The sequence below is a fragment of the Streptomyces sp. SL06 genome (assembly GCF_058244745.1).
Genome location: NZ_JBSYOT010000002.1, coordinates 5,060,172 through 5,081,116, shown reverse-complemented (window position 1 = coordinate 5,081,116; position 20,945 = coordinate 5,060,172). Strand labels below are relative to the sequence as shown.

At 73.2% G+C, this 20,945-nt stretch carries 20 protein-coding genes and 1 tRNA gene; 11 read left to right on the top strand and 10 right to left on the bottom strand.

Features of this window, described 5'->3' with window-relative positions; all coding sequences use genetic code 11:
* Positions 1-150: 150 nt before the first annotated feature.
* Positions 151-2,187, bottom strand: coding sequence for an MDR family MFS transporter (locus tag AC4IHM_RS23190; protein WP_490868930.1), 2,037 nt, complete (start codon positions 2,185-2,187; stop codon positions 151-153).
* Between the two features lie 1,460 nt (positions 2,188-3,647).
* Between AC4IHM_RS23190 and AC4IHM_RS23185 the strand changes: the two genes are divergently transcribed.
* Positions 3,648-4,439, top strand: a complete 792-nt coding sequence (locus tag AC4IHM_RS23185; protein ID WP_490868929.1) for a peptidoglycan-binding domain-containing protein — start codon at positions 3,648-3,650, stop codon at positions 4,437-4,439.
* Positions 4,440-4,530: 91 nt separating this feature from the next.
* On the opposite strand, the gene AC4IHM_RS23180 is transcribed toward AC4IHM_RS23185, so the two are convergent.
* Together AC4IHM_RS23180 and AC4IHM_RS23175 are read right to left on the bottom strand one after the other, a co-directional pair.
* The gene (locus tag AC4IHM_RS23180; RefSeq protein ID WP_490868928.1) at positions 4,531-5,190 is read right to left on the bottom strand and encodes an HAD-IA family hydrolase; all 660 of its coding nucleotides are present in this window, start codon (positions 5,188-5,190) and stop codon (positions 4,531-4,533) included.
* Positions 5,191-5,347: 157 nt separating this feature from the next.
* On the bottom strand, positions 5,348-5,929 hold the full coding sequence (locus tag AC4IHM_RS23175; RefSeq protein WP_490868927.1) for a TMEM165/GDT1 family protein: 582 nt from the start codon (positions 5,927-5,929) through the stop codon (positions 5,348-5,350).
* A gap of 419 nt (positions 5,930-6,348) precedes the next feature.
* Here AC4IHM_RS23175 and AC4IHM_RS23170 point away from each other — a divergent pair, with 419 nt between their 5' ends.
* The 4 genes from AC4IHM_RS23170 to AC4IHM_RS23155 all read left to right on the top strand — a co-directional run bounded on the left by AC4IHM_RS23170 (position 6,349) and on the right by AC4IHM_RS23155 (position 10,215).
* A complete protein-coding gene (locus AC4IHM_RS23170) occupies positions 6,349-6,993 on the top strand; it encodes an HNH endonuclease family protein (protein ID WP_490868926.1) in 645 nt (214 codons plus the stop codon).
* Between the two features lie 88 nt (positions 6,994-7,081).
* A complete protein-coding gene (locus AC4IHM_RS23165) occupies positions 7,082-8,752 on the top strand; it encodes an alkaline phosphatase D family protein (protein WP_490868925.1) in 1,671 nt (556 codons plus the stop codon).
* Positions 8,753-8,962: 210 nt separating this feature from the next.
* Complete coding sequence (locus tag AC4IHM_RS23160; RefSeq protein ID WP_490868924.1) at positions 8,963-9,418, top strand: DoxX family protein; 456 nt, start codon at positions 8,963-8,965, stop codon at positions 9,416-9,418.
* 158 nt (positions 9,419-9,576) lie between these two features.
* On the top strand, positions 9,577-10,215 hold the full coding sequence (locus tag AC4IHM_RS23155; RefSeq protein ID WP_490868923.1) for a DedA family protein: 639 nt from the start codon (positions 9,577-9,579) through the stop codon (positions 10,213-10,215).
* Positions 10,216-10,273: 58 nt separating this feature from the next.
* On the opposite strand, the gene AC4IHM_RS23150 is transcribed toward AC4IHM_RS23155, so the two are convergent.
* Together AC4IHM_RS23150 and AC4IHM_RS23145 are read right to left on the bottom strand one after the other, a co-directional pair.
* Complete coding sequence (locus tag AC4IHM_RS23150) at positions 10,274-10,507, bottom strand: DUF2277 domain-containing protein (RefSeq protein ID WP_490868922.1); 234 nt, start codon at positions 10,505-10,507, stop codon at positions 10,274-10,276.
* A 4-nt stretch (positions 10,508-10,511) separates the two neighbouring features.
* A complete protein-coding gene (locus AC4IHM_RS23145) occupies positions 10,512-11,054 on the bottom strand; it encodes a GNAT family N-acetyltransferase (protein WP_490868921.1) in 543 nt (180 codons plus the stop codon).
* Positions 11,055-11,152: 98 nt separating this feature from the next.
* Here AC4IHM_RS23145 and AC4IHM_RS23140 point away from each other — a divergent pair, with 98 nt between their 5' ends.
* On the top strand, positions 11,153-11,494 hold the full coding sequence (locus AC4IHM_RS23140) for a DUF8825 domain-containing protein (RefSeq protein WP_490868920.1): 342 nt from the start codon (positions 11,153-11,155) through the stop codon (positions 11,492-11,494).
* A 65-nt stretch (positions 11,495-11,559) separates the two neighbouring features.
* Here the strand turns inward: AC4IHM_RS23140 and AC4IHM_RS23135 are convergent, their stop codons facing one another.
* Positions 11,560-11,712: a hypothetical protein gene (locus tag AC4IHM_RS23135; protein WP_490868919.1), complete on the bottom strand. Its 153-nt coding sequence runs from the start codon at positions 11,710-11,712 to the stop codon at positions 11,560-11,562.
* On the bottom strand, positions 11,709-12,089 hold the full coding sequence (locus AC4IHM_RS23130; RefSeq protein ID WP_490868918.1) for a hypothetical protein: 381 nt from the start codon (positions 12,087-12,089) through the stop codon (positions 11,709-11,711). Before AC4IHM_RS23130 ends, AC4IHM_RS23135 begins: the two co-directional genes overlap by 4 nt.
* A 188-nt stretch (positions 12,090-12,277) precedes the next feature.
* On the opposite strand from AC4IHM_RS23130, the gene AC4IHM_RS23125 reads away from it, so the two are divergent.
* Together AC4IHM_RS23125 and AC4IHM_RS23120 are read left to right on the top strand one after the other, a co-directional pair.
* Positions 12,278-13,024 (top strand): XRE family transcriptional regulator, encoded by a 747-nt coding sequence (locus AC4IHM_RS23125; RefSeq protein WP_490868917.1) that lies wholly within the window; start codon positions 12,278-12,280, stop codon positions 13,022-13,024.
* A gap of 410 nt (positions 13,025-13,434) precedes the next feature.
* A complete protein-coding gene (locus tag AC4IHM_RS23120) occupies positions 13,435-14,199 on the top strand; it encodes a helix-turn-helix domain-containing protein (RefSeq protein WP_490868916.1) in 765 nt (254 codons plus the stop codon).
* Positions 14,200-14,841: 642 nt separating this feature from the next.
* Here AC4IHM_RS23120 and AC4IHM_RS23115 read toward each other — a convergent pair.
* Positions 14,842-14,916: transfer RNA gene (locus tag AC4IHM_RS23115), tRNA-Val, on the bottom strand.
* A gap of 203 nt (positions 14,917-15,119) precedes the next feature.
* Between AC4IHM_RS23115 and AC4IHM_RS23110 the strand changes: the two genes are divergently transcribed.
* The 3 genes from AC4IHM_RS23110 to AC4IHM_RS23100 all read left to right on the top strand — a co-directional run bounded on the left by AC4IHM_RS23110 (position 15,120) and on the right by AC4IHM_RS23100 (position 17,613).
* On the top strand, positions 15,120-15,890 hold the full coding sequence (locus tag AC4IHM_RS23110) for a DUF4097 family beta strand repeat-containing protein (protein ID WP_490868915.1): 771 nt from the start codon (positions 15,120-15,122) through the stop codon (positions 15,888-15,890).
* Positions 15,891-15,961: 71 nt separating this feature from the next.
* The gene (locus tag AC4IHM_RS23105) at positions 15,962-17,365 is read left to right on the top strand and encodes a hypothetical protein (protein ID WP_490868914.1); all 1,404 of its coding nucleotides are present in this window, start codon (positions 15,962-15,964) and stop codon (positions 17,363-17,365) included.
* 26 nt (positions 17,366-17,391) lie between these two features.
* On the top strand, positions 17,392-17,613 hold the full coding sequence (locus tag AC4IHM_RS23100; RefSeq protein ID WP_490868913.1) for an FmdB family zinc ribbon protein: 222 nt from the start codon (positions 17,392-17,394) through the stop codon (positions 17,611-17,613).
* 42 nt (positions 17,614-17,655) lie between these two features.
* On the opposite strand, the gene AC4IHM_RS23095 is transcribed toward AC4IHM_RS23100, so the two are convergent.
* Together AC4IHM_RS23095 and AC4IHM_RS23090 are read right to left on the bottom strand one after the other, a co-directional pair.
* Positions 17,656-18,471, bottom strand: coding sequence for an HAD family hydrolase (locus AC4IHM_RS23095; RefSeq protein ID WP_490868912.1), 816 nt, complete (start codon positions 18,469-18,471; stop codon positions 17,656-17,658).
* A complete protein-coding gene (locus AC4IHM_RS23090; protein WP_490870907.1) occupies positions 18,468-20,936 on the bottom strand; it encodes a phosphoribosyltransferase in 2,469 nt (822 codons plus the stop codon). The genes AC4IHM_RS23095 and AC4IHM_RS23090 overlap by 4 nt, the downstream gene beginning before the upstream one ends.
* Positions 20,937-20,945: the final 9 nt, after the last annotated feature.

Here is a 20,945-nt window from a genome sequence, read left to right as displayed (position 1 = left end):
GTGCCTTCCGGGTTTTCGGCCCTACCGGCTCTCGGAGCGGGCCGGTTCGCCGTTCGGGTTGCCGTTGAGACCGCGCTCAAACGGCGTACGGCTCGCGCGAAGGGCACATCGGTGGGAAAATACGCCGGTGCGTCCGTCTTTTGAGCGGGCTCAGCCGGTCGGCGTCGGGGTGCGTCCCTCGTCGTCGTGGGGGCGTTCCCGCTCCGAGCCGCACAGTTCGGCGGTGAGTTCCCGCACGAGGCGCGTCAGGTCGGTCGGGCGGTCCGGGCCCCACCAGTCGCCGAGCAGCTCGGCCAGCGACTCCTCGCGGGCCAGCGCCAGCCGTTCGGCGACCTCGCGGCCCCGCGGGGTGAGGATCAGGTCGGGGCCCTCGCGGACGGCGAGATGCCGCTCCTCCACCTGGCGGGCCGCCGCCATGACGGCGCTCAGCGGGACCGGGCCGCGCTCCACGAGCAGGGCCGGCTCGACCCGGCCGTACTTCCTGACCCGCAGCAGCATCCAGCTCGCCGCCGGCAGCAGGTCGCAGCCGGCCCGTGCGGTGATGGAACGGTAGATCTCCCGGCGGCCCTCGCGCGTGCCCAGCACCGACAGCGCACGGCACACCTCGTCGTGCGAGGACCGCTCCACCGGGTTGCTGGCGAGGGTCTGCGTGGCGTCCGGCGCCGTGACGGAGCCGCGCAGCCGGTCCTCCTTGAGGAACCAGGCCAGCACGAAGGCGACGAGGGCGACGGGGGCGGCGTACAGGAAGACGTTGGTGATGGAGGAGGCGTAGGCGTGCACCGCCTCGGGGCGCAGGGCGGGCGGCAGGGCGCCGATGCCGCGCGGGTCGGACTCAAGGGTGTCCACGGAGACGCCGGGCGGCAGGGCGGCGCCCCGCAACGCGTCCGAGAGCCGGTCGCCGAGCCGGCCCGCGAAGATCGTGCCGAAGACGGCCACGCCGAAGGAGGCGCCGATGGACCGGAAGAAGGTCGCGCCGGAGGTGGCGACGCCCAGGTCCTCGTAGGCGACGGCGTTCTGCACGATGAGGACGAGGACCTGCATCACCAGGCCGAGGCCCAGCCCGAAGACGAAGAAGCAGGCGCTCATCACGGCGGTCCCGCTGTGCTCGTCGAGCTGGTGCAGCAGGAGCAGGCCGAGAGTGGTGACGGCGGTGCCCGCGACGGGGAAGACCTTCCAGCGGCCGGTGCGGCTGACGATCTGCCCGGAGACGGTGGACGACAGCAGCAGGCCGAACACCATCGGCAGCATGTGCACACCGGACATGGTCGGGGTGACGCCCCGCACGACCTGGAGGAACGTCGGCAGGTACGTCATCGCGCCGAACATCGCGAAGCCGATGACGAAGCTGATGACGGCGGAGAGCGTGAAGGTGCGGACGCGGAAGAGCTTGAGCGGGAGCACGGGTTCGGCGGCCCGGCGTTCCACGGCCACGAAGACGGCGGCCAGGGCGGCGCCGAGCACCGCGAGCCCGATGATCTGCGGGGAACTCCAGGCCCAGGTCGTGCCGCCGAGCGAGGCCACCAGCACCAGGCAGGTGGCGACGGACGCGATGAGGAGGGTGCCGAGGTAGTCGATGACGTGCCGGGTGGTCCGGCGCGGGATGTGCAGGACCGCCGCGATCACGGCGAGCGCGACGAGGCCGAGGGGCAGGTTGATGTAGAAGACCCAGCGCCAGCTCAGATGCTCGGTGAAGATGCCGCCGAGCAGCGGTCCGAGCACGCTGGTCGCGCCGAAGACCGCGCCGAACAGCCCTTGGTAGCGGCCTCGTTCGCGGGGCGTGACCAGGTCGCCGACGATCGCCATCGACAGCACCATCAGCCCGCCGCCACCGAGGCCTTGCAGGGCGCGGAAGGCGATGAGTTCGAGCATGCTCTGGGCGATGCCGCACAGCGCGGATCCGACCAGGAAGATCCCGATCGCCGTCTGGAACAGCCTCTTGCGTCCGTACTGGTCGCCGAGCTTGCCCCACAGCGGGGTCGCGGCGGTCGCGGCCAGCAGATACGCGGTGACCACCCAGGACAGGTGATCGAGGCCGCCGAGGTCGCTGACGATGGTCGGCAGCGCCGTGGCCACGATGGTCTGGTCGAGCGCGGCGAGCAGCATGCCGAGGAGCAGGGCGCCGATCGAGACGAGCACGCTGCTGGAGACCTGCTCGTGTCCCGCCGCCTCGGGCACATCTGCGGCCATGCGGACCTCCACGAAGGCTGACGGTGCGGTCGCGCACCGTCCATCCAGATCGGTGTGACCAGTTATGGCCGGTTCAGTCCTCCCCGGAGCCGGGATTCGGGGGAGGTGCGCGCGAGAGTGTGGAGGAGATCTGGATAATCTCTGGAGTTCGCGAGGGGAGTCGCGAGCGGAGGGACGAACGCGTGGAACACCAGAACGAGCCGCACGAGCAGCCCGCGGCGCCGTCGTGCCCGGAGTGCGAGGCACCCAGACGGCCCGACAACACACCGTCCTGCGCCTGCGGCCCCCGCGCGTCCAACGCCCTGCGCGAGGCCCGCACCGCACAGGCCGCGGCGGAGGAGGACTACAACCCCCTGCGCATACGGCCGTACGTCGCCCTGAACGGCCCGGGGAACCCGGCCACCGACGGGACGCCTGCGACGCCTTCGGGGGCGGGGGCTTCGGGGCCTTCGGGGGCGGCTTCGGCGACAACTCCGGGGGGACCGGCGGGAGCGCCCTCGCGGGGAGCACCTTCGACCACGCCAGCGCCGGGAGCGTCTCCCTCGGGGGGACCGGCCGGAACGCCTCCGACGGGAGGAGCCACAGGGGCGCCGCCCTCGCAGGAGGCACCTTCGGCGGCACCGGCCAGAACGCCTTCCGCCACGGCAACACCAAGCGCATCACCCTCGGAGGCGCAGACCGGAACGCCTCCGACGGGAGGAGCCACAGGGGCGCCGCCTTCGAGGGCTTCGGCGGCAGGCGTTTCCGGCGCGGGATCTTCGACGGAAGGGCCTTCGGTGCCCACGCCTTCGGCCGGGGAGCCGTCCGCTGCGCCGCCTGTTGCCGGGAAGTCTGCTGCCGGGGGGCCGCCCGCGGCGCCGCCTGCTGCCGGAGGGGCTGCTGCCGGAGGGGCTGCCGCCACCGGGAGCCCGGTCACCGGAGAAGCGACCACCGGAACACCCACTGCCACCGGGAAGCCCGCCACCGGAGAGGCTCCTCCCGGAGCACCCGCCACCGCCGGACGCCCGCCCACCCGAGAAACCGCCACCGGAACCCCTCCCACCGTCGGAAAGCCCGCTGCCGGAAAGCCCGCTGCCGGAAAGGCTGCTGCCGGAGGACCCGCCACCGGAACACCTGCCGCCACGGAGAGCCCTGCCACCGGGGAGCCCACCGCCGGAGAGAGGCCCGCTGCCGCGAACACCTCGGCCGGGAATCCCGCCACCGTCGGCACACCCACCGCTGGGGCGCCTCCAGGCCGGACGCCCTCTGCCGGCCCGCCGTCCGTCGAGACGCACGCCGCCGCCGAGCGTTCAGGCCCGCCGGCCTCCGCCCCGGGGACGCCGACCGCTTCGGCCGCGACGCCCTCGCCCGAGGCACCTTCAGCTGAACCACCTTCAGCCCGACCCTCGTCCGGGACAGCCGTTGCCGGTGCCCCCTCCGTCGGGGCGTCCGGCGCCTCCTCGGCCGACCCCGAGGCCACCATGACGCTGCGTGCCGTGGGCGCGGAGGCGACCTCCGTACTGCCCACGCCCCTGGCGCCCTCGGCCGGCCCGCCCAACGCGCACGATCTGCGCATGTTCGAGGCCTCGGCCGCCACACCTGCGGGCCCGGTCGAGGGCGCCGACGGGCGTCCACCGCGCAGGCGGCGCAAGGGCGTACTGCTCAGTGCCGCCGGGGCGGTCGTGGTCATGGTGGGCGCGGCCGGGTACGCGAGCGGCCTGTTCTCCTACGAGAGCCCGTCACGGGACGGAGCGCTGCCGGACGAGATCCGGGCGAGCGTGCCGGACCCGTCGGCCGACGAGACCTCCCCGAGCCCGGAGCCGAGCGCCGCGTCGGTTCAGCCGACCGCCGCGGCACCGCCCCCGTCCGCCCCCGCCTCCGTGCCGGCGTCCGCCGGTACGGGCCCCACGGCCTCGCCGTCCCCGTCGGCGTCGAGCGCCTCGCCCACGCCGTCCCGGTCGGCCGACCCGACGCAGACCACGACGGCCACGCCGACCGACGACGATGCCTCGCAGGACCCCGAGGACGGCGTCGGCGACCCGGTCGGCGGCGCCACACTGCGCCGTGGCGACCAGGGCCCCGAAGTGTCCGAACTCCAGCAGCGCCTGGCCCAGCTGCACCTCTACGTCGGCCGCACCCACGGCTCCTACGACCGCCAGGTCGAGAACTCGGTGCGCACCTACCAGTGGGCCCGCGGCATCCGCTCCGACGAACTCGGCGTCTACGGCCCGGACACCCGGCGCAGCCTGGAGTCGGAGACCCACAGGCCATAGACGGCGCGCACGCCGCACGACACGGACAGCCGAGCGAGAACACGGGCCAACGGGCACAGCCCGGCAGCCACAAGCCGACAGCCCGCCCCCGTCAGCCGATCCGCACCCGCAACCCGCCACCCCCCGCGGACTCCACCCGTACCGCCGTCAGGTCCTGCACGACCGCGTCCGGGCCGTGCAGGCCGGCCCGCGGTCCCACGCCCACCACCCGCATCCCGGCGGCGCGGGCGGCCGTGATGCCGGCGCCGGAGTCCTCGAAGGCGACGCAGTCGGCGGGGGCGATGCCCAGTTCGGCGGCGCCCTTGAGGAAGCCCTCGGGGTCGGGCTTGCTGGCGCCGACCGACTCGGCGGTGACCCGGACGTCCGGCTGCGCGAGCCCGGCGGCGGCCATCCGCGCGGTGGCCAGCGCCACGTCCGCCGAGGTCACCAGGGCGTGCGGCAGCCCCCGCAGCGAGGCGAGGAACTCCGCCGCGCCGGGGATCGCGACGACGCCCTCGATGTCGGCGGTCTCCTCGGCGAGCATGCGCGCGTTGTCGGCGTGGTTCTGCTCCACGGGCCGGTCCGGCAGCAGCAGCGCCATCGAGGCGTGCCCCTGCCGTCCGTGGACGACCTTCATGACCTCGTCGCCGTCCAGCCCGTGCCGGCCGGCCCAGCGCCGCCAGACGCGCTCGACGGAGGCGTCCGAGTTGACGAGGGTGCCGTCCATGTCGAGCAGCAGGGCACGGGCGGGCAGAACGGTGGTGGCCGTCATCGGCAGACTCCAAGGCGCGGGGAGGAAACAAGGCGGCCCCGCCCGCCGGTCAGGGAACGGGCGGGAGCCACTTTGTTCATCCACGGTACAAAACAAACCGGGCACCGCGCCACCGCCCCCCGAACGTTCACACCCCGTTCAGCTCCCCGGCCGCCGCTCAGCCGGTGATCGCGTCCCACAGACTCCACGCCCCGAGGCCCAGCATCAGCAGCGCCGCGACCTTGGTGATCAGCCGCAGCGGCACCCGCTTCATCAGGGCCTTCCCGCCGACGATGCCGATCCCGGCCACCGCCCACAGCGCGAGCACCGCGCCGATGCCGACGGAGAGCGGGTCGTCGTAACGGGCCGCGAGGTTGGCCGTCATGATCTGCGTGAGGTCGCCGAACTCGGCGACGAGGATGAGCGTGAAGCCCGCCCCGGCGACCTTCCAGAAGGACTGGTCCGCCGGATCGCGGACCTCCTCGTCCTCGTCGTCCTTCTTCATCAGGAGTACGGCCGCGCCGCCCAGGAAGAGCACACCCGTCACCGCGTGCACGATCTGCTGCGGCAACAGGGTCAGGACGCTGCCGGCCGCCACCGCGAGCAGGACGTGCAGCGTGAAGGCCGCGGCCACGCCGGCGAAGACGTACGAGGCCCGGTAGCGGGTGCCGAGGACGAGACCGGCGAGCGCGGTCTTGTCGGGCAGTTCCGCGAGGAAGACGACGCCGAAGACGAGCGCCGTCACGGTGAGGCTGATCAAGGGTTCCTCTATCGGTCGGGGCCGCCCCGCCGAGAGTGCTGATTCCCGCGTCCTCCAGGATCCGCGTCGCGATACACCTCGGCACGGCAGCACACGTATCCACCCCTGCCGTACGGCACGGGCGTGCACTGCTTGCCGAAGGTCTCGCTGGCCGGCCCCGGATACGGGGCCCGCCTCCGGGCGCCGGCTCAGACGAGCTGAGCAGTATGTCGACGGTCCGGCGAAGAGCTACTCCCCTTCTGCGCCGTCCATCGTACGCGAACCGCCAGGTGGACCCGAGGGGCGAAAGTCCCGCCGCGCTCTAGACGTGCCATGCACACGTCACTAATTTCTTACCGGCCGCACATCTCCACGCCATGCGGGGCCGCGAGCATTCTCCTGCCCGCGCCCCAACGCCCCCACACCACAAGGGAGTTCGCATGCCCAAGTTCTACGCGCGTCGACGACTCGGACTGCTCGCCGCGTTCACCGGCCTCATAGCCTCTGCCGGGCTCTTCAACGGCCCGGCCGCCTCCGCCGCCCTCCCCACGCCGGTCAGCGCCGCCACCGCCCGCACCTACCTGGCCTCCCTCACCGTGGCCGCCGAGAACCGCACGGGCTACAGCCGCGACCTCTTCCCGCACTGGATCACCCAGTCGGGCACCTGCAACACCCGCGAGACCATCCTCAAGCGCGACGGCACGAACGTCGTCACCGACTCCGCCTGCGCCGCCACCAGCGGCAGTTGGTACTCCCCCTACGACGGCGTCACCTGGAGCGCCGCCTCCGACGTCGACATCGACCACCTCGTCCCGCTCGCCGAGGCCTGGGACTCCGGCGCCGGCTCCTGGACCACCGCGCGCCGCCAGGCCTTCGCCAACGACCTGACCCGCCCCCAGCTCCTCGCGGTCACCGACAGCGTCAACCAGTCCAAGGGCGACAAGGACCCGGCCCAGTGGATGCCCTCGCGCACCGCCTACCGCTGCACGTACGTCCGCGCCTGGGTCCAGGTGAAGTACTACTACGGCCTCTCGGTCGACTCCGCCGAGAAGACCGCGCTCCAGGGCTACCTCGCGAGCTGCTGACGCCCGCCGCCGGATGTTCGGCGCGGATCCGGCACGCCGGCCTCCGTCGTTCCGTACCGTACGGGGCGACGGAGGAGGGGATCACACCGTGGCCGGACTGCGCCTGGGACCACTGCTGAGGTACACCGACGGCTCGTGCGCGACCGTCTGGGTCGAGACGAACCGCCCCTGCGCCGCCGAGGTCCGCTGCGCCGACGGCGCCCGGGGCACGGCCCGCACCTTCCAGATCGCGGGCCACCACTACGCCCTGGTCCCGGTGGACGGCCTGACCCCCGGCACGGCCACGGAGTACGAGGTCCTCCTCGACGGCACCCGCGTGTGGCCGCGGCCCGACTCCCGCTTCCCGCCCTCGGTGATCACCACGCGCACCGACGACGAGGGGCTGCGCGTCGCCTTCGGCTCCTGCCGCTGGGCCGCGCAGCCCTCCGGCGGCAAGGACATGGTGGGCCCCGACGCCCTGGACACCCTCGCCGCCCGGATCGCCGCCGACCCCGGGGGCGACCGGCCCGACGTACTGCTCCTGCTCGGCGACCAGGTCTACGCCGACGAGGTCTCCGACGCCACGCGCCACTTCATCGCCGGGCGCCGCGACCCGGACGAGCCTCCCGGCGACCAGGTCGCGGACTACGAGGAGTACACCCGCCTCTACTACGAGTCCTGGCTCGACCCCGAGGTGCGCTGGCTGCTGTCCACCGTGCCCAGCTGCATGATCTTCGACGACCACGACGTGATAGACGACTGGAACACCTCCGCCGCCTGGCTGGCCGACATGCGGGCCACCGACTGGTGGCACGAGCGGCTGCTGAGCGGGTTCATGTCCTACTGGGTGTACCAGCACCTGGGCAATCTCTCCCCGGACGAACTGGCCGCCGACCCCCTCTTCGCCGCCGTCCGCGAGACCCCGGACGGCACCGACGCCCTGCGCGCGTTCGCCGCGCGGGCCGGCACCGACCCGGCCTCCGTCCGCTGGAGCTACCGGCGCGACTTCGGCCGCGTACGGCTGCTGATGGTGGACTCGCGCGCCGCCCGCGTCCTGGCGGAGGACGGCCGCGCGATGCTCGACCCGGACGAGGCCTCCTGGCTGCGCGAACAGGCCCTGGCCGGGCGGGACTCCTACGACCACCTGCTGATCGGCACCTCCCTGCCCTGGCTGCTGCCCCACCTGGTGCACGACGCGGAGGCCTGGGACGCCGCGATGTGCGCCGGCGAACGGGGCGCGCGCTGGGCACGGCTGGGCGAGCGGATCCGGCGCGCGGCCGACCTGGAGCACTGGGCCGCCTTCCCGGCCTCCTTCGACGCCCTGGCCGACCTGATCGCCGAGGCCGGTACGGGGCCGGGGGCGCCCGCGACGGTCAGCGTGCTCTCGGGCGACGTCCACCACGCCTACGTGGCCGAGCCGTCCTGGCCGGGCCGCGCGCCCGAGGCCCGGGTGGCGCAGCTGACCTGCTCCCCCGTCCACAACTCCGTGCCGCTCTCGATCCGCCTCGGCTTCCGCTTCGGCTGGAGCGCCCCGGCGCGGGCCCTGGGGCGGCGCATCGCCCGGCACGGACGCTGCGCGCCGCCGGCGGTCCGCTGGCGCAGGAGCGGCGGACCCTGGTTCGGCAACCAGATCATGACGCTGTCCCTGCGCGGGCGGTCGGCGCGGCTGCGGCTCGAACAGGCACGGGCGGACCGCGACGGGACGGCCGTGCTGCGGACGGTCACGGAGCGGGAACTGACAGGGGCCGGTGACGGGGCCGGGCAGGAATGGGCCGGGTAGGAATCCGGTCACGCCGAGGGACCGCACCGAGATCATGGGAGCGCTCCCGCCTGCGATGGGGGCCGAAACCGAGAAGTGACTATGCGTCAGGCCATGGCCAGATATTGAACTTGCAAGCATTCATTAGGTCGACCTAACCTTGGCAGCCCACTCGGTTCCGTCCCCCACCGGCCCCCCTGCGGGCCGTGCGACCGAAGGAGCAACCCCCACATGTCCGGACGCCTCAACAGCGCCCAGCCCTATGCCCTCGGCCTGTTCCGCATCGTCGTCGGCCTGCTCTTCGCCTGCCACGGCGCCGCCTCCCTCTTCGGCGTCCTCGGCGGCGCCGTGGGCGGCGGCACGACAGAGACGGGCGCCTGGCCCGGCTGGTACGCGGCCGTGATCCAACTGGTCGGCGGCGGCCTCGTCCTGCTGGGCCTCGGCACCCGCGCGGCGGCGGTCGTCTGCTCGGGCTCGATGGCCTACGCGTACTTCAAGGTGCACCAGCCCGGCGCCCTGTGGCCGCTGGAGAACGGCGGCGAGTCCTCCGCGGTGTTCTGCTGGGTCTTCCTGCTGCTGGTCTTCACCGGCTCCGGCGCCTTCGGCCTGGACCGGCTGTTCGCCCGGCGCGCCTCCGGGCAGGAGCAGTCCGCCGCCGAGGAGCGGCAGACGCCGGTCGCGGCCTGATCCGAAGCGGGGTGAACACCCCGCGGCGAACACACAAGCCCCCCGTGAACCCTCTGTCACACTCCGGGCGTACGCTGTATGGCTGTGTCATCGGCCGCTCCTGTCGCCCCCGCGTCTCGCGGCAAGGTCTGGCCCACGGGGGACATTGGGGAGTTTGTGTGGTCGACAGTCTCGGGAGTATCGGTTCGCTGGTCAGCAGCCCATGGATCTATGCGCTGGTGGCCGTGTCGGTACTCCTCGACATCTTCCTGCCGGTGCTGCCGAGCGGTGTCCTGGTGATCACGGCGGCCACGGCGGCGGCCGCGGGTTCGGGCGCGGCCGCCGCCGGGCGGGTGCCGCACGACGTGCCCGACATCCTGGTCCTGACGCTGTGCGCGGCGACCGCCTCCGTCCTCGGCGACCTCGCGGTCTACCGCCTCGCCTGGCGCGGCGGACCGCGCCTGGACCGGGCGATCGCCCGCTCCCGCCGGCTGACCACGGCGCAGGAACGCCTCGGGGGCGCCCTGGCGCGAGGCGGCGGCGCCCTCGTCGTACTGGCCCGCTTCGCGCCGGCCGGGCGCTCGGTCGTCTCCCTCGTCGCGGGCACGGCCCACCACCGGATCCGCGAGTTCCTCCCCTGGTCGGCCCTCGCCGGCCTGGCCTGGGCCGCCTACAGCGTCGCCCTCGGCTACTTCGGCGCCCACTGGCTGGGCGCGTCCTGGCTGGCGACGGGGGTGTCCCTGGCGGCGCTCTTCGGCGCGGGGGCGGGTGCGGGCTTCCTGATGCGCCGCCAGCCCCGCGCCACGGAGGCCTCGTAGCACGGAGGCCTCGTAGCACGGAGGCCTCGTAGCACGGGGGTCTCGTAGCACGGGGGTGTCAGGAGGCGTGGCGGGTGCCGGTGCCGCCCCGTATCTCCAGGCCCGCGAGCAGTTCGGCCGTGGCCGCGGTGACGGCCTCCACGGCCTGTTCGAAGACCTCGCGGTTGTGCGCGGCCGGCGCGCGGAAACCGGAGACCTTGCGTACGTACTGCAGGGCGGCGGCCCTGATCTCGTCCTCGGTGGCCTCCTCGGCCAGCGCGGGCGGACGCAGTGTCTTGATGCTGCGGCACATGGGGTCAGTCTCCTCTCTCCAGGTCGACCCGCCAGTCGTTCGACCTGATCCAGTGGCCCTTCGGATACTCGAAGTCGGCCTGCCCGAGCAGGGTGAACCCGGCCCCGCGGCAGACCGCGTTGGAGGCGGCGTGGCCGACGCTCGGGAACGCGTGCAGATACCGGTGGGTCCCGGCGGCGCGGGCCGCCTCCCGCACGGCACGGGCCGCCCGTACGGCCAGCCCGCGGCCCTGGAACCCGGGCAGCACCGCCCACCCGGTCTCCCAGACCTCCTCGCCGCGCCAGGTCCGCTGCCAGTACCCGATCGAGCCGACACTCTCGCCGCCGTCCGCGAGGGTCACCCGGTACATCCGCCCGCGCTCCAGCCCGGTGTATCTCCGGTGCCGGTCCGCGAGCCGCTCCTCGGTCTCCGGGCCGCCCAGGTGCGCGGTCATCTCCGGGCTGTTGGTCTCGCGCAGCAGCCACAGGTCCCCCTCACCCCAGGGAACCAGCCTCACCCGCACGCCGTCCCCGTCGTCCTCGCCGAGCCACTCGTCCACGTTCGCCATGTCTTCGACGGTAGGCCAAGGGTCTGACAGCCGACCCTTTCGCGTGAACCGGCGAGGAGAACATGCGGCTAAAAATCGAACAGGCGTATCATTGCGGTGTGGCTACGACCTATGACTTCCCCAGTGACCTCCTCGCCGGTCAGGAGGAACTGCATCAGGTCCGGGCCGAGCTGTCGGCCCTGCTGAAGAGACTTCCCTGGTCCGTCGAGCCGCTCGACGGTTTCAGCGACGACAACGGCTGGCGGAAGGTCGAGCGCCCGGCCTCCCCCGGCTGGTCGGCGGACGAGCAGGCCGAGGTCGAAAAGCTCCGGCAGCGCGAGCGCGAGCTGGCCGTGTTCGTCAGCACCCACCGCTACTGGTCGCAGATCACCGGCCCCGACCAGGTCCACGCCCGATCAAGGCTGAAACACGCCCAGGAGACCCCGCCCGAGGACGCCTGACGGTTGGGACGGCCACCCGCCCGCTGATGCGCAACGCCTCCAAACCCCCGCCCCGGCGGAAATCTTCAGCGCTCGCTCCCGGCCGGGTAGGTCTGCCGCGGCGCAGACTCGCAGTAGCCGGGATGAATGAGAACCTCGGCCGCGGCGGACGGCGAGTCCGGCACGACCTTCTCCGGCTCGCCCTCAATCGGCTCGTCACAGCGTGCGCAGATCGTCATCGACGGCCATCCCTGGCGAGGCGGTACAGAGCGCGCGCGGTCCGGCACGGTACGGGCCGGCCGTCGGCCGGCTTCGTCCGGCAGTCGTCGCACGTCGGGGCGTGGATGAGCAGGGCCCGGTGCGCTCGGCCGGCCACATGCTGCCGGCAGGCGCGGGGGAACCAGCGGCGGTCGGCGTGCCCGGTGCGCTCGCCGAGGTCGACGGCGTTCTCGGCGTTGAGCCGCCCGGTGCCCCAGACGCAGACGGCGCCACGGGCCTGGTCGTCGGTGAGCGTGCGGAGCGGGGGGAGCGCGAGGATCTCCACGACCGCAGGCGGCACGCTGAGGACGGGCGGCGGTGCTGCCATCGCGGCGGCAGTGCCGGTACGGTGCGACATTTCAACTCCTCCAAGACGGACGCCCCCGGGGGCCGGCCGTGCGGTCGCCGGGGTCTTTGGTCCCATCGTGATGCCCCATCAGGCCCTAATCGGCGTCACCTTGCAGACATGTGTGCCGTTAGGGCGCTAGCGTCGAAAGCGTCCAAACGTCCGCAGGGGGAGCCTTGAATACGGCCTTACGATCAGCTATGGATTCCGCCGGGATGTCGCCGAGGCAACTGGCGCTGCGCGTCGGGGTCTCGGGCAAGACAGTGGAACGCTGGATCGCCGACGACGAGCTGATCCCGCACGCAAGGAATCGGGAAGACGCCTCGCAGGCGCTGGGAGTTGAGGCAGACATGCTGTGGCCCAAGGCCGTCAGGGACCGGCTGAAGACGGGCGGGGACCGTGAAGTCGTCCGGACCTACCCGTACCGGTCGGCCTGCCCGTCGACAACCTGGGCAGAGCTGATCGCCAACGCGTCCGATGAACTGCTCTTCGCCGGGTACACCAACTACTTCCTGTGGACCCAGGTGCCGGCGATCGCGGCGACGCTGCGGCAGAAGGCGGCGGCCGGGTGTCGGGTCCGTTTCCTGCTCGGCGACCCCGACGGCGACGTCACCAGGCAGCGCGAGGCCATCGAGGGCGTGGCGCTCACAGTGTCGACCCGCATCCATATGTCCCTCGATGAGCTGGCCAAGCTGGCCGATACGCAGATCGAGGTGCGCTACTCGGCTGCCGAGGACGCGATGTCCCACGTGTCCCTGTCCGTCTTTCGTTTCGACGACCAGGCCCTGATCACACCCCACCTGGCGCGCCTCGTCGGCCACGACTCGCCGCTGATGCACGTGCGCAGGCACGAACGCGGCGGGCTGTTCGACCGGTTCTCCGAGCATGCCGAAGAACTGTGGAGCCGGAGCATGCCACTTCCGAACATCGCCGTACCCCAGACATGACGAAACGGCCCTGCCCTCCCGAAGAAGGAGAGCGGGCCGTGCTCATCTCCAGGGTGTGAGGCCGAGGTCTTGCGGGGGCTCCGGCACCGGACCGGTCGGCGTGCCCGGTGCGCTCGCCGAGGTCGACGGCGTTCTCGGCGTTGAGCCGCCCGGTGCCCCAGACGCAGACGGCGCCACGGGCCTGGTCGTCGGTGAGCGTGCGGAGCGGGGGGAGCGCAAGGATCTCCACGACCGCAGGCGGCACGCTGAGGACGGGCGGCGGTGCTGCCATCGCGGCGGCAGTGCCGGTACGGTGCGACATTTCAACTCCTCCAAGGCGGACGCGCGACGGCGGACGGGGCGTCACTGCGACGCCTCACCGGGCGTCATTTCGGTGTCATTCCATCCGAGGTGGAGCTACCGTCGATCACATGGCCACTCCGAACGGAACCCTCCGAGCGGTCCGCATGGGTCTGCTCATGTCCCAGGACGAACTCGCCCGCGCCATCCGCGACGCCGGTCAGCGGGCCGGACAGCCCAACGACGCCTCCAAGCGGCTCGTGCAGCGCTGGGAGTCGGGCACGACTGCCGCCCCCCGCCCCGTGTACGCCCGTGCGCTGGAGGCCGTGACCGGCCTGCCCATGGAGTCGCTGGGGTTCCCGCCCGCGACGCTCGCCCGGATCTCCGAGGACGGGCGCGGCGGTCACGATCTCCAGGACTCGCCCGTCGGCGTACCCGCGGCGAACGGCGCGCCGGCCCCGCAGACGGCGCCGCGGGGGAACTACTCCGGGGTATGGCTCTCCACCTACGAGTACGTCTCCAGCGGGCGGGACAACGCAGTCTTCACCGGCAAGCACCACGTAGTCCTGCTCCAGCACGGCAACCGGCTCACCGGCCGCAGCCTGCCCGGCGCCTCCTTGAACCCCGACAGTCCGCTCACCCTCGACCTCCAGGTGGAGGGCAGCACCGTCACCGGCACGTGGACCGAGCAGACGTCCAGCGAGGGCTACTACCGGGGCGCCCGCTACTTCGGCGCCCTCCAGATGCTGGCCGAGCCGACCGGCCGCCGCATGGCCGGCAAGTGGGTGGGGTTCGGCAAGGAGTTCGACGTGAACACGGGACCGTGGGAGCTGCGACTCCTGGACACGTCGACAGCGAAGGCCACGCTCGACTCGTACAACCGCCCTCCCGAGTAGCCCCTGGACGCACGAAAGCGGCCCCCTCCCGGAGGAAGGCGGGCCGTGCTCATCGCCAGGGTGTGAGGCCGAGGTCTTGCGGGGGCTCCGGCACCGGACCGGTCGGCGTGTGCGGACCCACACGCCGGGCCCACTGAAAGAGATCAAGGCAAGCGCGCGTCAGCAGCTTCCGCTCCTCCTTCACCCCCCTGTCGAGGCGATCCGCGAAAGCAGTGAAGTCCGCCCTCCGGTCCGTAGCCCGACTCTGAGTCCACGACAGCAGCCCCACCATCAACGCCTCTTTCTCAGGTGCGGCGCAGGCGGGTCACCCCTACCGGACCCCAGCACCACACCGATGGTGAACGTCCCCCACCCGGCCGCCGCCGAGAACGCACCCGCCCACAAGCCGCAGGCGCGGCGAGTGCCCACATACCCGGCAGCCTGAATCCGCAGGCAGCCGACGACCAGCCCGGCGAGCGCGGTCACAAGTCCGCAGGCGGCCCGCATCCGATCGAGGGCGTCCAGAGGGATGGGGCGGGTGACATCGGCGAGGCCTCGGCCGACCCCTGATGCTGAGGCCGCCGTACCGAGCCCGGCCGACCCCCATGATGACGAGGAACGCACGGAGGCCCCCCGCGGATCATGCGGGGGGCCTCTGGCCTGTGGTGGGCGCGGACGGTTTCGAACCGCCGACATCCTGCTTGTAAGGCAGGCGCTCTACCCCTGAGCTACGCACCCAGGACGAGTGGACAGCCTACATGGCCCGGGGCACTGCCCGGCAAACGCGCGGACGCCGGTGCCCCGCCCGGGGGTTAACCCCACCCCGCATCCGGTAGCGGTCCGGATCCCCGGGGCGGGCCCCTGCTCAGTACGGTCGGGGAGCCTCGTCGGGAAGGGCTCCGGGCGCGGCACCTCGTCGTCCGCTCCAGGGGGAGATCGTCATGTCCGCCCGTACCGCTCCTGCCCGCGCGCTCGCCGCCGCCGGTGTCGCCGCCGTTCTCGTCGCGGGGCTCGGCGCGTGTTCCTCCGCCACGGACGACACGGACCCCGATCACCGGTCCTTCGCCCTGACCGGCGACACGCTCACCGTCGACTCCGACGACTCCGAACTGGAGATCATCGCCTCGGACGACCACACGTCCGGCGAGGTCCGGGTCACCCGCTGGTTCTCCGGGAAGGTCACTTTCGGCTCCGGCCCCGACGTGAGCTGGAAGATGGACGGCGACCGGCTGGCGCTGCGGATGCACTGCTCCGGAATGGTCGCCGACTGCTCCGCCAAGCACCGTATCGAGGTGCCGCGCGGCATCGCGGTCAAGGTGAAGGACGGGGACGGCAGCGTACGGGCGCGGGGGTTCGAGGACGCGCTCGACATCCGCACCGGAGACGGAGCGGTGCACGTCACCGACTCCTCCGGGCCGCTGGTGCTGCACACCGGCGCCGGGGCCCTGCGCGCGGAGGTCTCCTCCCGCCGGGTGACCGCCCGCACCGGCGACGGCTCGGTCCGGCTCGACCTCGGCACCGTCCCGGACCTGGTGGACTCCCGCACCGACGACGGCTCCGTGACCATCACCCTGCCCCGGGCCACGTACAAGGTGTCGACCGACACCGGTGACGGCCGGGTCGACGTTTCGGTGCCCCGGGACGAGGCCAGCGCCCATGTGGTGAAGGCGCGAAGCGGTGACGGCGGCATTACGGTCCGAACAGCGAACTGACCGGCCCGTGTGTTCGTCCTCAACGGGTGGGACAATGTACCCGGGCAGGACGGACGACACGGGAGAGGGATGTGACGGCGACACCATCGCAGCCGTACTCGCCGATGGTGCCGCGCGCGCAGCGCCCGCCGCACCACTCGCGCCACCGCCTGCCCGAAGCCGCCCGGGACGTGCTCACCCTGATGGGTCTGCCGCTCCTCGTGGCGCTCGCGCTGCCCGCCGCGTTCGCCGGGGGCGGCACCCGGCGCTGGTTCGGCGGGCGGGCCGAGAGCCAGCGGGCGGAGGCCCAGGCCGCGAAGGACGACGCCGCGGCCGCCTTCTACGAGCTGGACACCGCCCAGCGGGAGCTGCGGATCTCGATAGAGACGATCGCCGCCGTCGACTCCTCCCCCGCCGCCCGGCGCGCGGTCACCGACTTCGAGGCACTCGGCCGGCGCATCGACGAGGTCAGCCACCAGTACATCGAGGCCGTCGACGCGCACGACCTGGACCGGGACGACCTGGAGGCGTCGGCCGCCGCCGGCGCCCGCACCGAGCTGACCGCCGCGAAGACCGAACTGACCCGGGTCAAGCAGGAACTGGACCGCTTCGCCGAGGGTCTCGGCCCGCTGCTCGGCAAGGCCGAGACCCAGCTGGCCCGGCTGGCGCCCGCCGTCGAACGCGCCCGGCAGGCCCTGCTCGCCGCCTCCAACGCGCTGGACACGGCCCGGGGGTCCGGGCTGAGGGCGGACGACCTCGCCGCCCGGCTCGCCGCCCTCGGCCCCGAGCTGACCCGGCTGAACCAGGGCGCGGGACAGCACGGCGTGCCGCAGACCCTGGAGCGGGCCGAGCGGGTCATCCGCGAGGCCGAGTCGGTGCGCGCCGAGGCGGAACGGCTGCCCGAACGCGCCGCCGAGACCGGCAACCGGCTGGTCTCGCTGCGCACCCGCGCCCAGGCCCTGACCACCCGCGCCGCACAGGTCGAGCCGATCCTGAGCGAGCTGCGGCGCCGGTTCACCGCCGCCTGCTGGCAGGATCTCCAGCAGGTGCCGGACCAGGCCGCCGAATCGGTCCGCAAGGCCGAGCGGAAGCTGGCCGAGGCCCGGACCGCCCGCGACGAACAGCGCTGGCCCGACGCGACCGCCCTGCTGTCGACGGTGCGCGCGCTGCTCAACTCGACCGACGAGGCCGTCTCGGCGGCCGGTGACCGGCTGCGCAGGCTGAACGCCGTGCAGAAGGACCAGCAGCAGGAGATCGAGCGGACCCGCTTCGCGATCCGTGACGCCCAACGCCTGGCCATGGCGGGCCGCCACACCCCCGAGCCCCGGCACGCGCGCCCGCTGGACGAGGCGGTGGCCCGGCTGGAGCGGGCGATCGGCACGCTGGAGGGCCGGCACCCGGACTACTGGCACTTCCTGACCGAGACGGAGGCGGTCCGGCAGACGGCGACGGACGTGGTCAGCCGGATCCGGGAGGAACGCGGGGCGGGCCACTGAACCGGCCGGGCCGCTAACCTGTGGGCATGCCTCGCTACGAGTACCGCTGCCGAAGCTGCGGCGACACCTTCGAACTGAGCCGTCCCATGGCCGAGTCCTCCGCTCCCGCCGCCTGCCCGGCGGGCCACGACGACACGGTGAAGCTGCTGTCGACGGTCGCGGTCGGCGGCTCGGCCTCCGCGCCCGCCCAGGCGCCCTCGTCGGGCGGCGGCGGAGGCGGTTGCTGCGGCGGGGGCTGCTGCGGCTGACCCCCGGCGCGACCGGCACGACCGGCCCGGCGGAGGGCGGGGTCAGCGAGCCGGGCTCGTCGCGCGCAGGAACTCCCGCAGGATCCGCTCGCCGGCCAGCACCCCGCGCTCGGGCAGGGCGCCGATCGCCGGAGCCGTCCAGTCGGCGTCGGCCAGCTCGCCGTGGCCGGGGCGCCATCCCCGGTCGGCGGCGAGCAGCAGGTCGGCGTCGAGGAGGGAGTCGCCCGCGGCGAGGGTGAGGTCGGCGCCGGTGCGGCGGGCGATCTCGCGCAGGGCCGCGCTCTTGGTGAGCGGCTTGGGGACGGCGTAGACCTTGCGACCCTGGAGGGACACGGTCCAGCCGCGGTTCTCGGCCCACGCGGCGAGTTCCTTGACCCAGTCCTCGGGCAGCAGTTCGCGCTCGATGACGAGGTAGGCGAAGAGGTCCTCGGCGACCCGGTGCTTGCGCACCCACAGCGGGTCGGCGGTGCTCACCAGGTGGTCGCGGATCTCGGCCAGCGAGGCGCACTCGTCGGCCAGCCGTGCGGTCACCCGCGTGTGCCAGTCGGGGTCGGAGACGCCGTCCACCAGCAGGTGGCCGCCGTTGGCGCAGATCGCGTACTTCGACGGGGGGCCGGGCAGGTTGACGCGCTGGTACTGCTTGCGGGTCCGGGTGGTGGCCGGCACGAAGACCGCCCTGTCACCGAGTTCGGTCAGCAGCGCGGCGGCCGTCTCGGTCATGTAGGACAGCGGCCTGCTCTCGTAGACCTCGACGCACAGCAGCCGGGGTGCCCGCAGGTCGGGCATGGTCAGTCCGAGCGCCGCCGCCGAGTAGATGAGCGTGCGGTCGAGGTCGCTGGCGACGAGCACCGGCGTCACAGCGCCACCGCCCTGCCGTCGGCGCCGGTCGCGCCCCGCGTGTACTGGGGGTGGATCAGTCCGACGCAGGTGTAGGGCAGGCCGTCGACCTCCTCGACGGGTACGCCACGCTGCCGGGCGAGCAGACGTACGTGGTCCAGGTCGGCGCCGGCGCCGGCGCGGGCCAGCACCTTCCACGGCACGCGGCGCAGCATCACCCGGGTGGTCTCGCCGACGCCGGGCTTGACGAGGTTCACGTCGTGGATGCCGTACTCCTCGCTGATGCGCTCGACGGCGGCCCAGCCCTGCCAGGTGGGGGTGCGGTCGGCGGACAGCAGCTCCTTGGCCTGGGCGTCGACCGTGTCGGTGACCTCCGTGAAGCGGGCGGAGACGGCGTCGAGGAAGGCCGGGGAGAGGTCGACGCCGGCGAGTTCGCGGTAGAACTTCGCGCCGTGGAAGTCGTGCGGGCCGACCAGGTCGGCGCGCAGCACGGTGCGCGATATCAGGCCGGAGACGGTGGAGTTGAGGCAGGCGGAGGGGATGAGGAAGTCGTCGCGGGTGCCGTAGGTGCGGACGCAGGAACCCGGGTCGGCCAGTACGGCGATCTCCGCATCGAAGCCGGTGACGCCGTCCGAGGTCTCGAAGTCGCGCAGGGCGGCGGTGAGTTCGCGGGTGATGGCGCCCTTGCCGGTCCAGCCGTCGACGAAGACGACGTTGGCGGGGTCGTGGTGGGCGGCCAGCCAGCGCAGCGCGTTGGCGTCGATGCCGCGGCCCCGGACGATCGACACCGCGTAGTGCGGCAGGTCCAGGCCGTGGCGGAAGCGCGCCCAGCGGCGCATCAGGACGCCGACGGGGGTGCCCGCGCGGGCGAGGGAGACCAGGACGGGGCGCGGTGACCGCTCGGCGAGCACGATCTCGGTGACGGCGCCGACGGCGCGCGCCAGCCGGGCCGCCGAGGTGTGCAGCGCCGCGTGGAACAGCTCCTGGTACTGCTCGCTGGGCTGGTACTCCACGGGCAGCGACTCCGCGTAGTGCGCGCCGCCGCTCTGGATCGCCTCCTCGCGCTCCTCGGTCGGCGCCTCCAGCGTCACGTCCGAGAGGTCCTGGAGCAGCCAGCCGACCTCGTCGGGCGCGTACGAGGAGAAGTCGGGGCCGCGCAGGGGCTCGGGCAGCATGGAGGGCCTTTCGGGGACGTACGACGGGACGACCGCGAGCAGGACGTGCGGGACGTGGGCGGCGAGCCGGGCCGGCAGTCCGTCCGGGGCGTGCAGTGCGGGGGTGTCGGCGGCCGAGTCGACGACGGCGACCACGGCGTCGAAACCGGCGCCCGCGACGTTGTAGGCGTAGCGCTCGCCTGGGCCGTCGGCCGGGTCGTCGTGCGCGGGGAAGACCAGGCGGGTGCGTATGGCGTAGCCGGGGTCGTCGACCGCGAGGACGGGTGAGCGGGTGGTGGTGGAGTAGCGCACGTCGGCGTCGACGGTCCGCTCCAGCGCGTGGGCGAGCCGCAGGGGCGCGTACATCAGCTCCTCGAACCCGAGGACGAGCACGCGCCGGACGCCGGCGGGCAGCGCCTCGGCGACCCGGGCCGCCATGCCGGGCAGCGCGCTCTCCAGCAGCCCCCGCTGACCGGCCGTGAACCCGTGCCGCCCGCCGTCGGGAACGCCCTGCGGCCAGCCCAGCTCCACCCGCGCGACGGCCCCGGCCGGCACCGGGGCGGACTCGTCGGGGAGAGCGGGGGCGACGCCGGAGCGCGCCGTCTCGTAGCGGGCGACCAGGGCCTGGCCCTTTTCCAGGACGCCCGGTGGCAGGCGGACCGTGCCCGAGGCGGAGGTGACCAGGTCCACGCGGGCGCCGATCTCGCGGGCGAAGTCGTCCAGCCGGCCGGCGTCGGCGGGGGTGCGCATGTCGACCAGGGCCACCACCACGTACCGCTCGCGGGGGTAGCGCTCGTGCAGGGCGCGGACGGTGTTGAGCACCGTGTTGCCGGTGGAGAACTCGTCGTCGACGAGGACCAGCGGCCCGTCGCCGGCCAGCAGCGCGGGATCCTCGGGCAGCAGGAGGTGGGAGGTGGCGTGCGAGTGGGACTCCTCGAAGCCGCCCGCCCGGGGGACGCCGACGACCGGGCGGCGGGTGGAGTGCAGGTACGGGGCGGGGCCCAGGCCGTCGGCGACCGAGTGGCCGAGTCCGGTGGCGGTCTCCGCGTAGCCGAGGACGACCGCGCGTTCGGCCTCCCGCGCGCCGAGCAGGTCGCGCACGCGCCGGCCGAGGGCGAGGCCGTGGCCGTACACGACGGAGGGCGACTGCGGGACGTGCTTGCCGAGCACGTTCGAGACGAGCAGGTGCGCCCGCCTGGGGTTGCGGCGCAGGGCGAGCCCCAGCATGCCGGTGAGTGTGTCGTCGCCGGCGAGTTCGACGCCCAGCCGCTCGGCGACCCAGCTGCCGGACCAGACCCCGGCCCGCCCCTCGGCGTGCGCCCTCTCGCTCATGTACTCGTG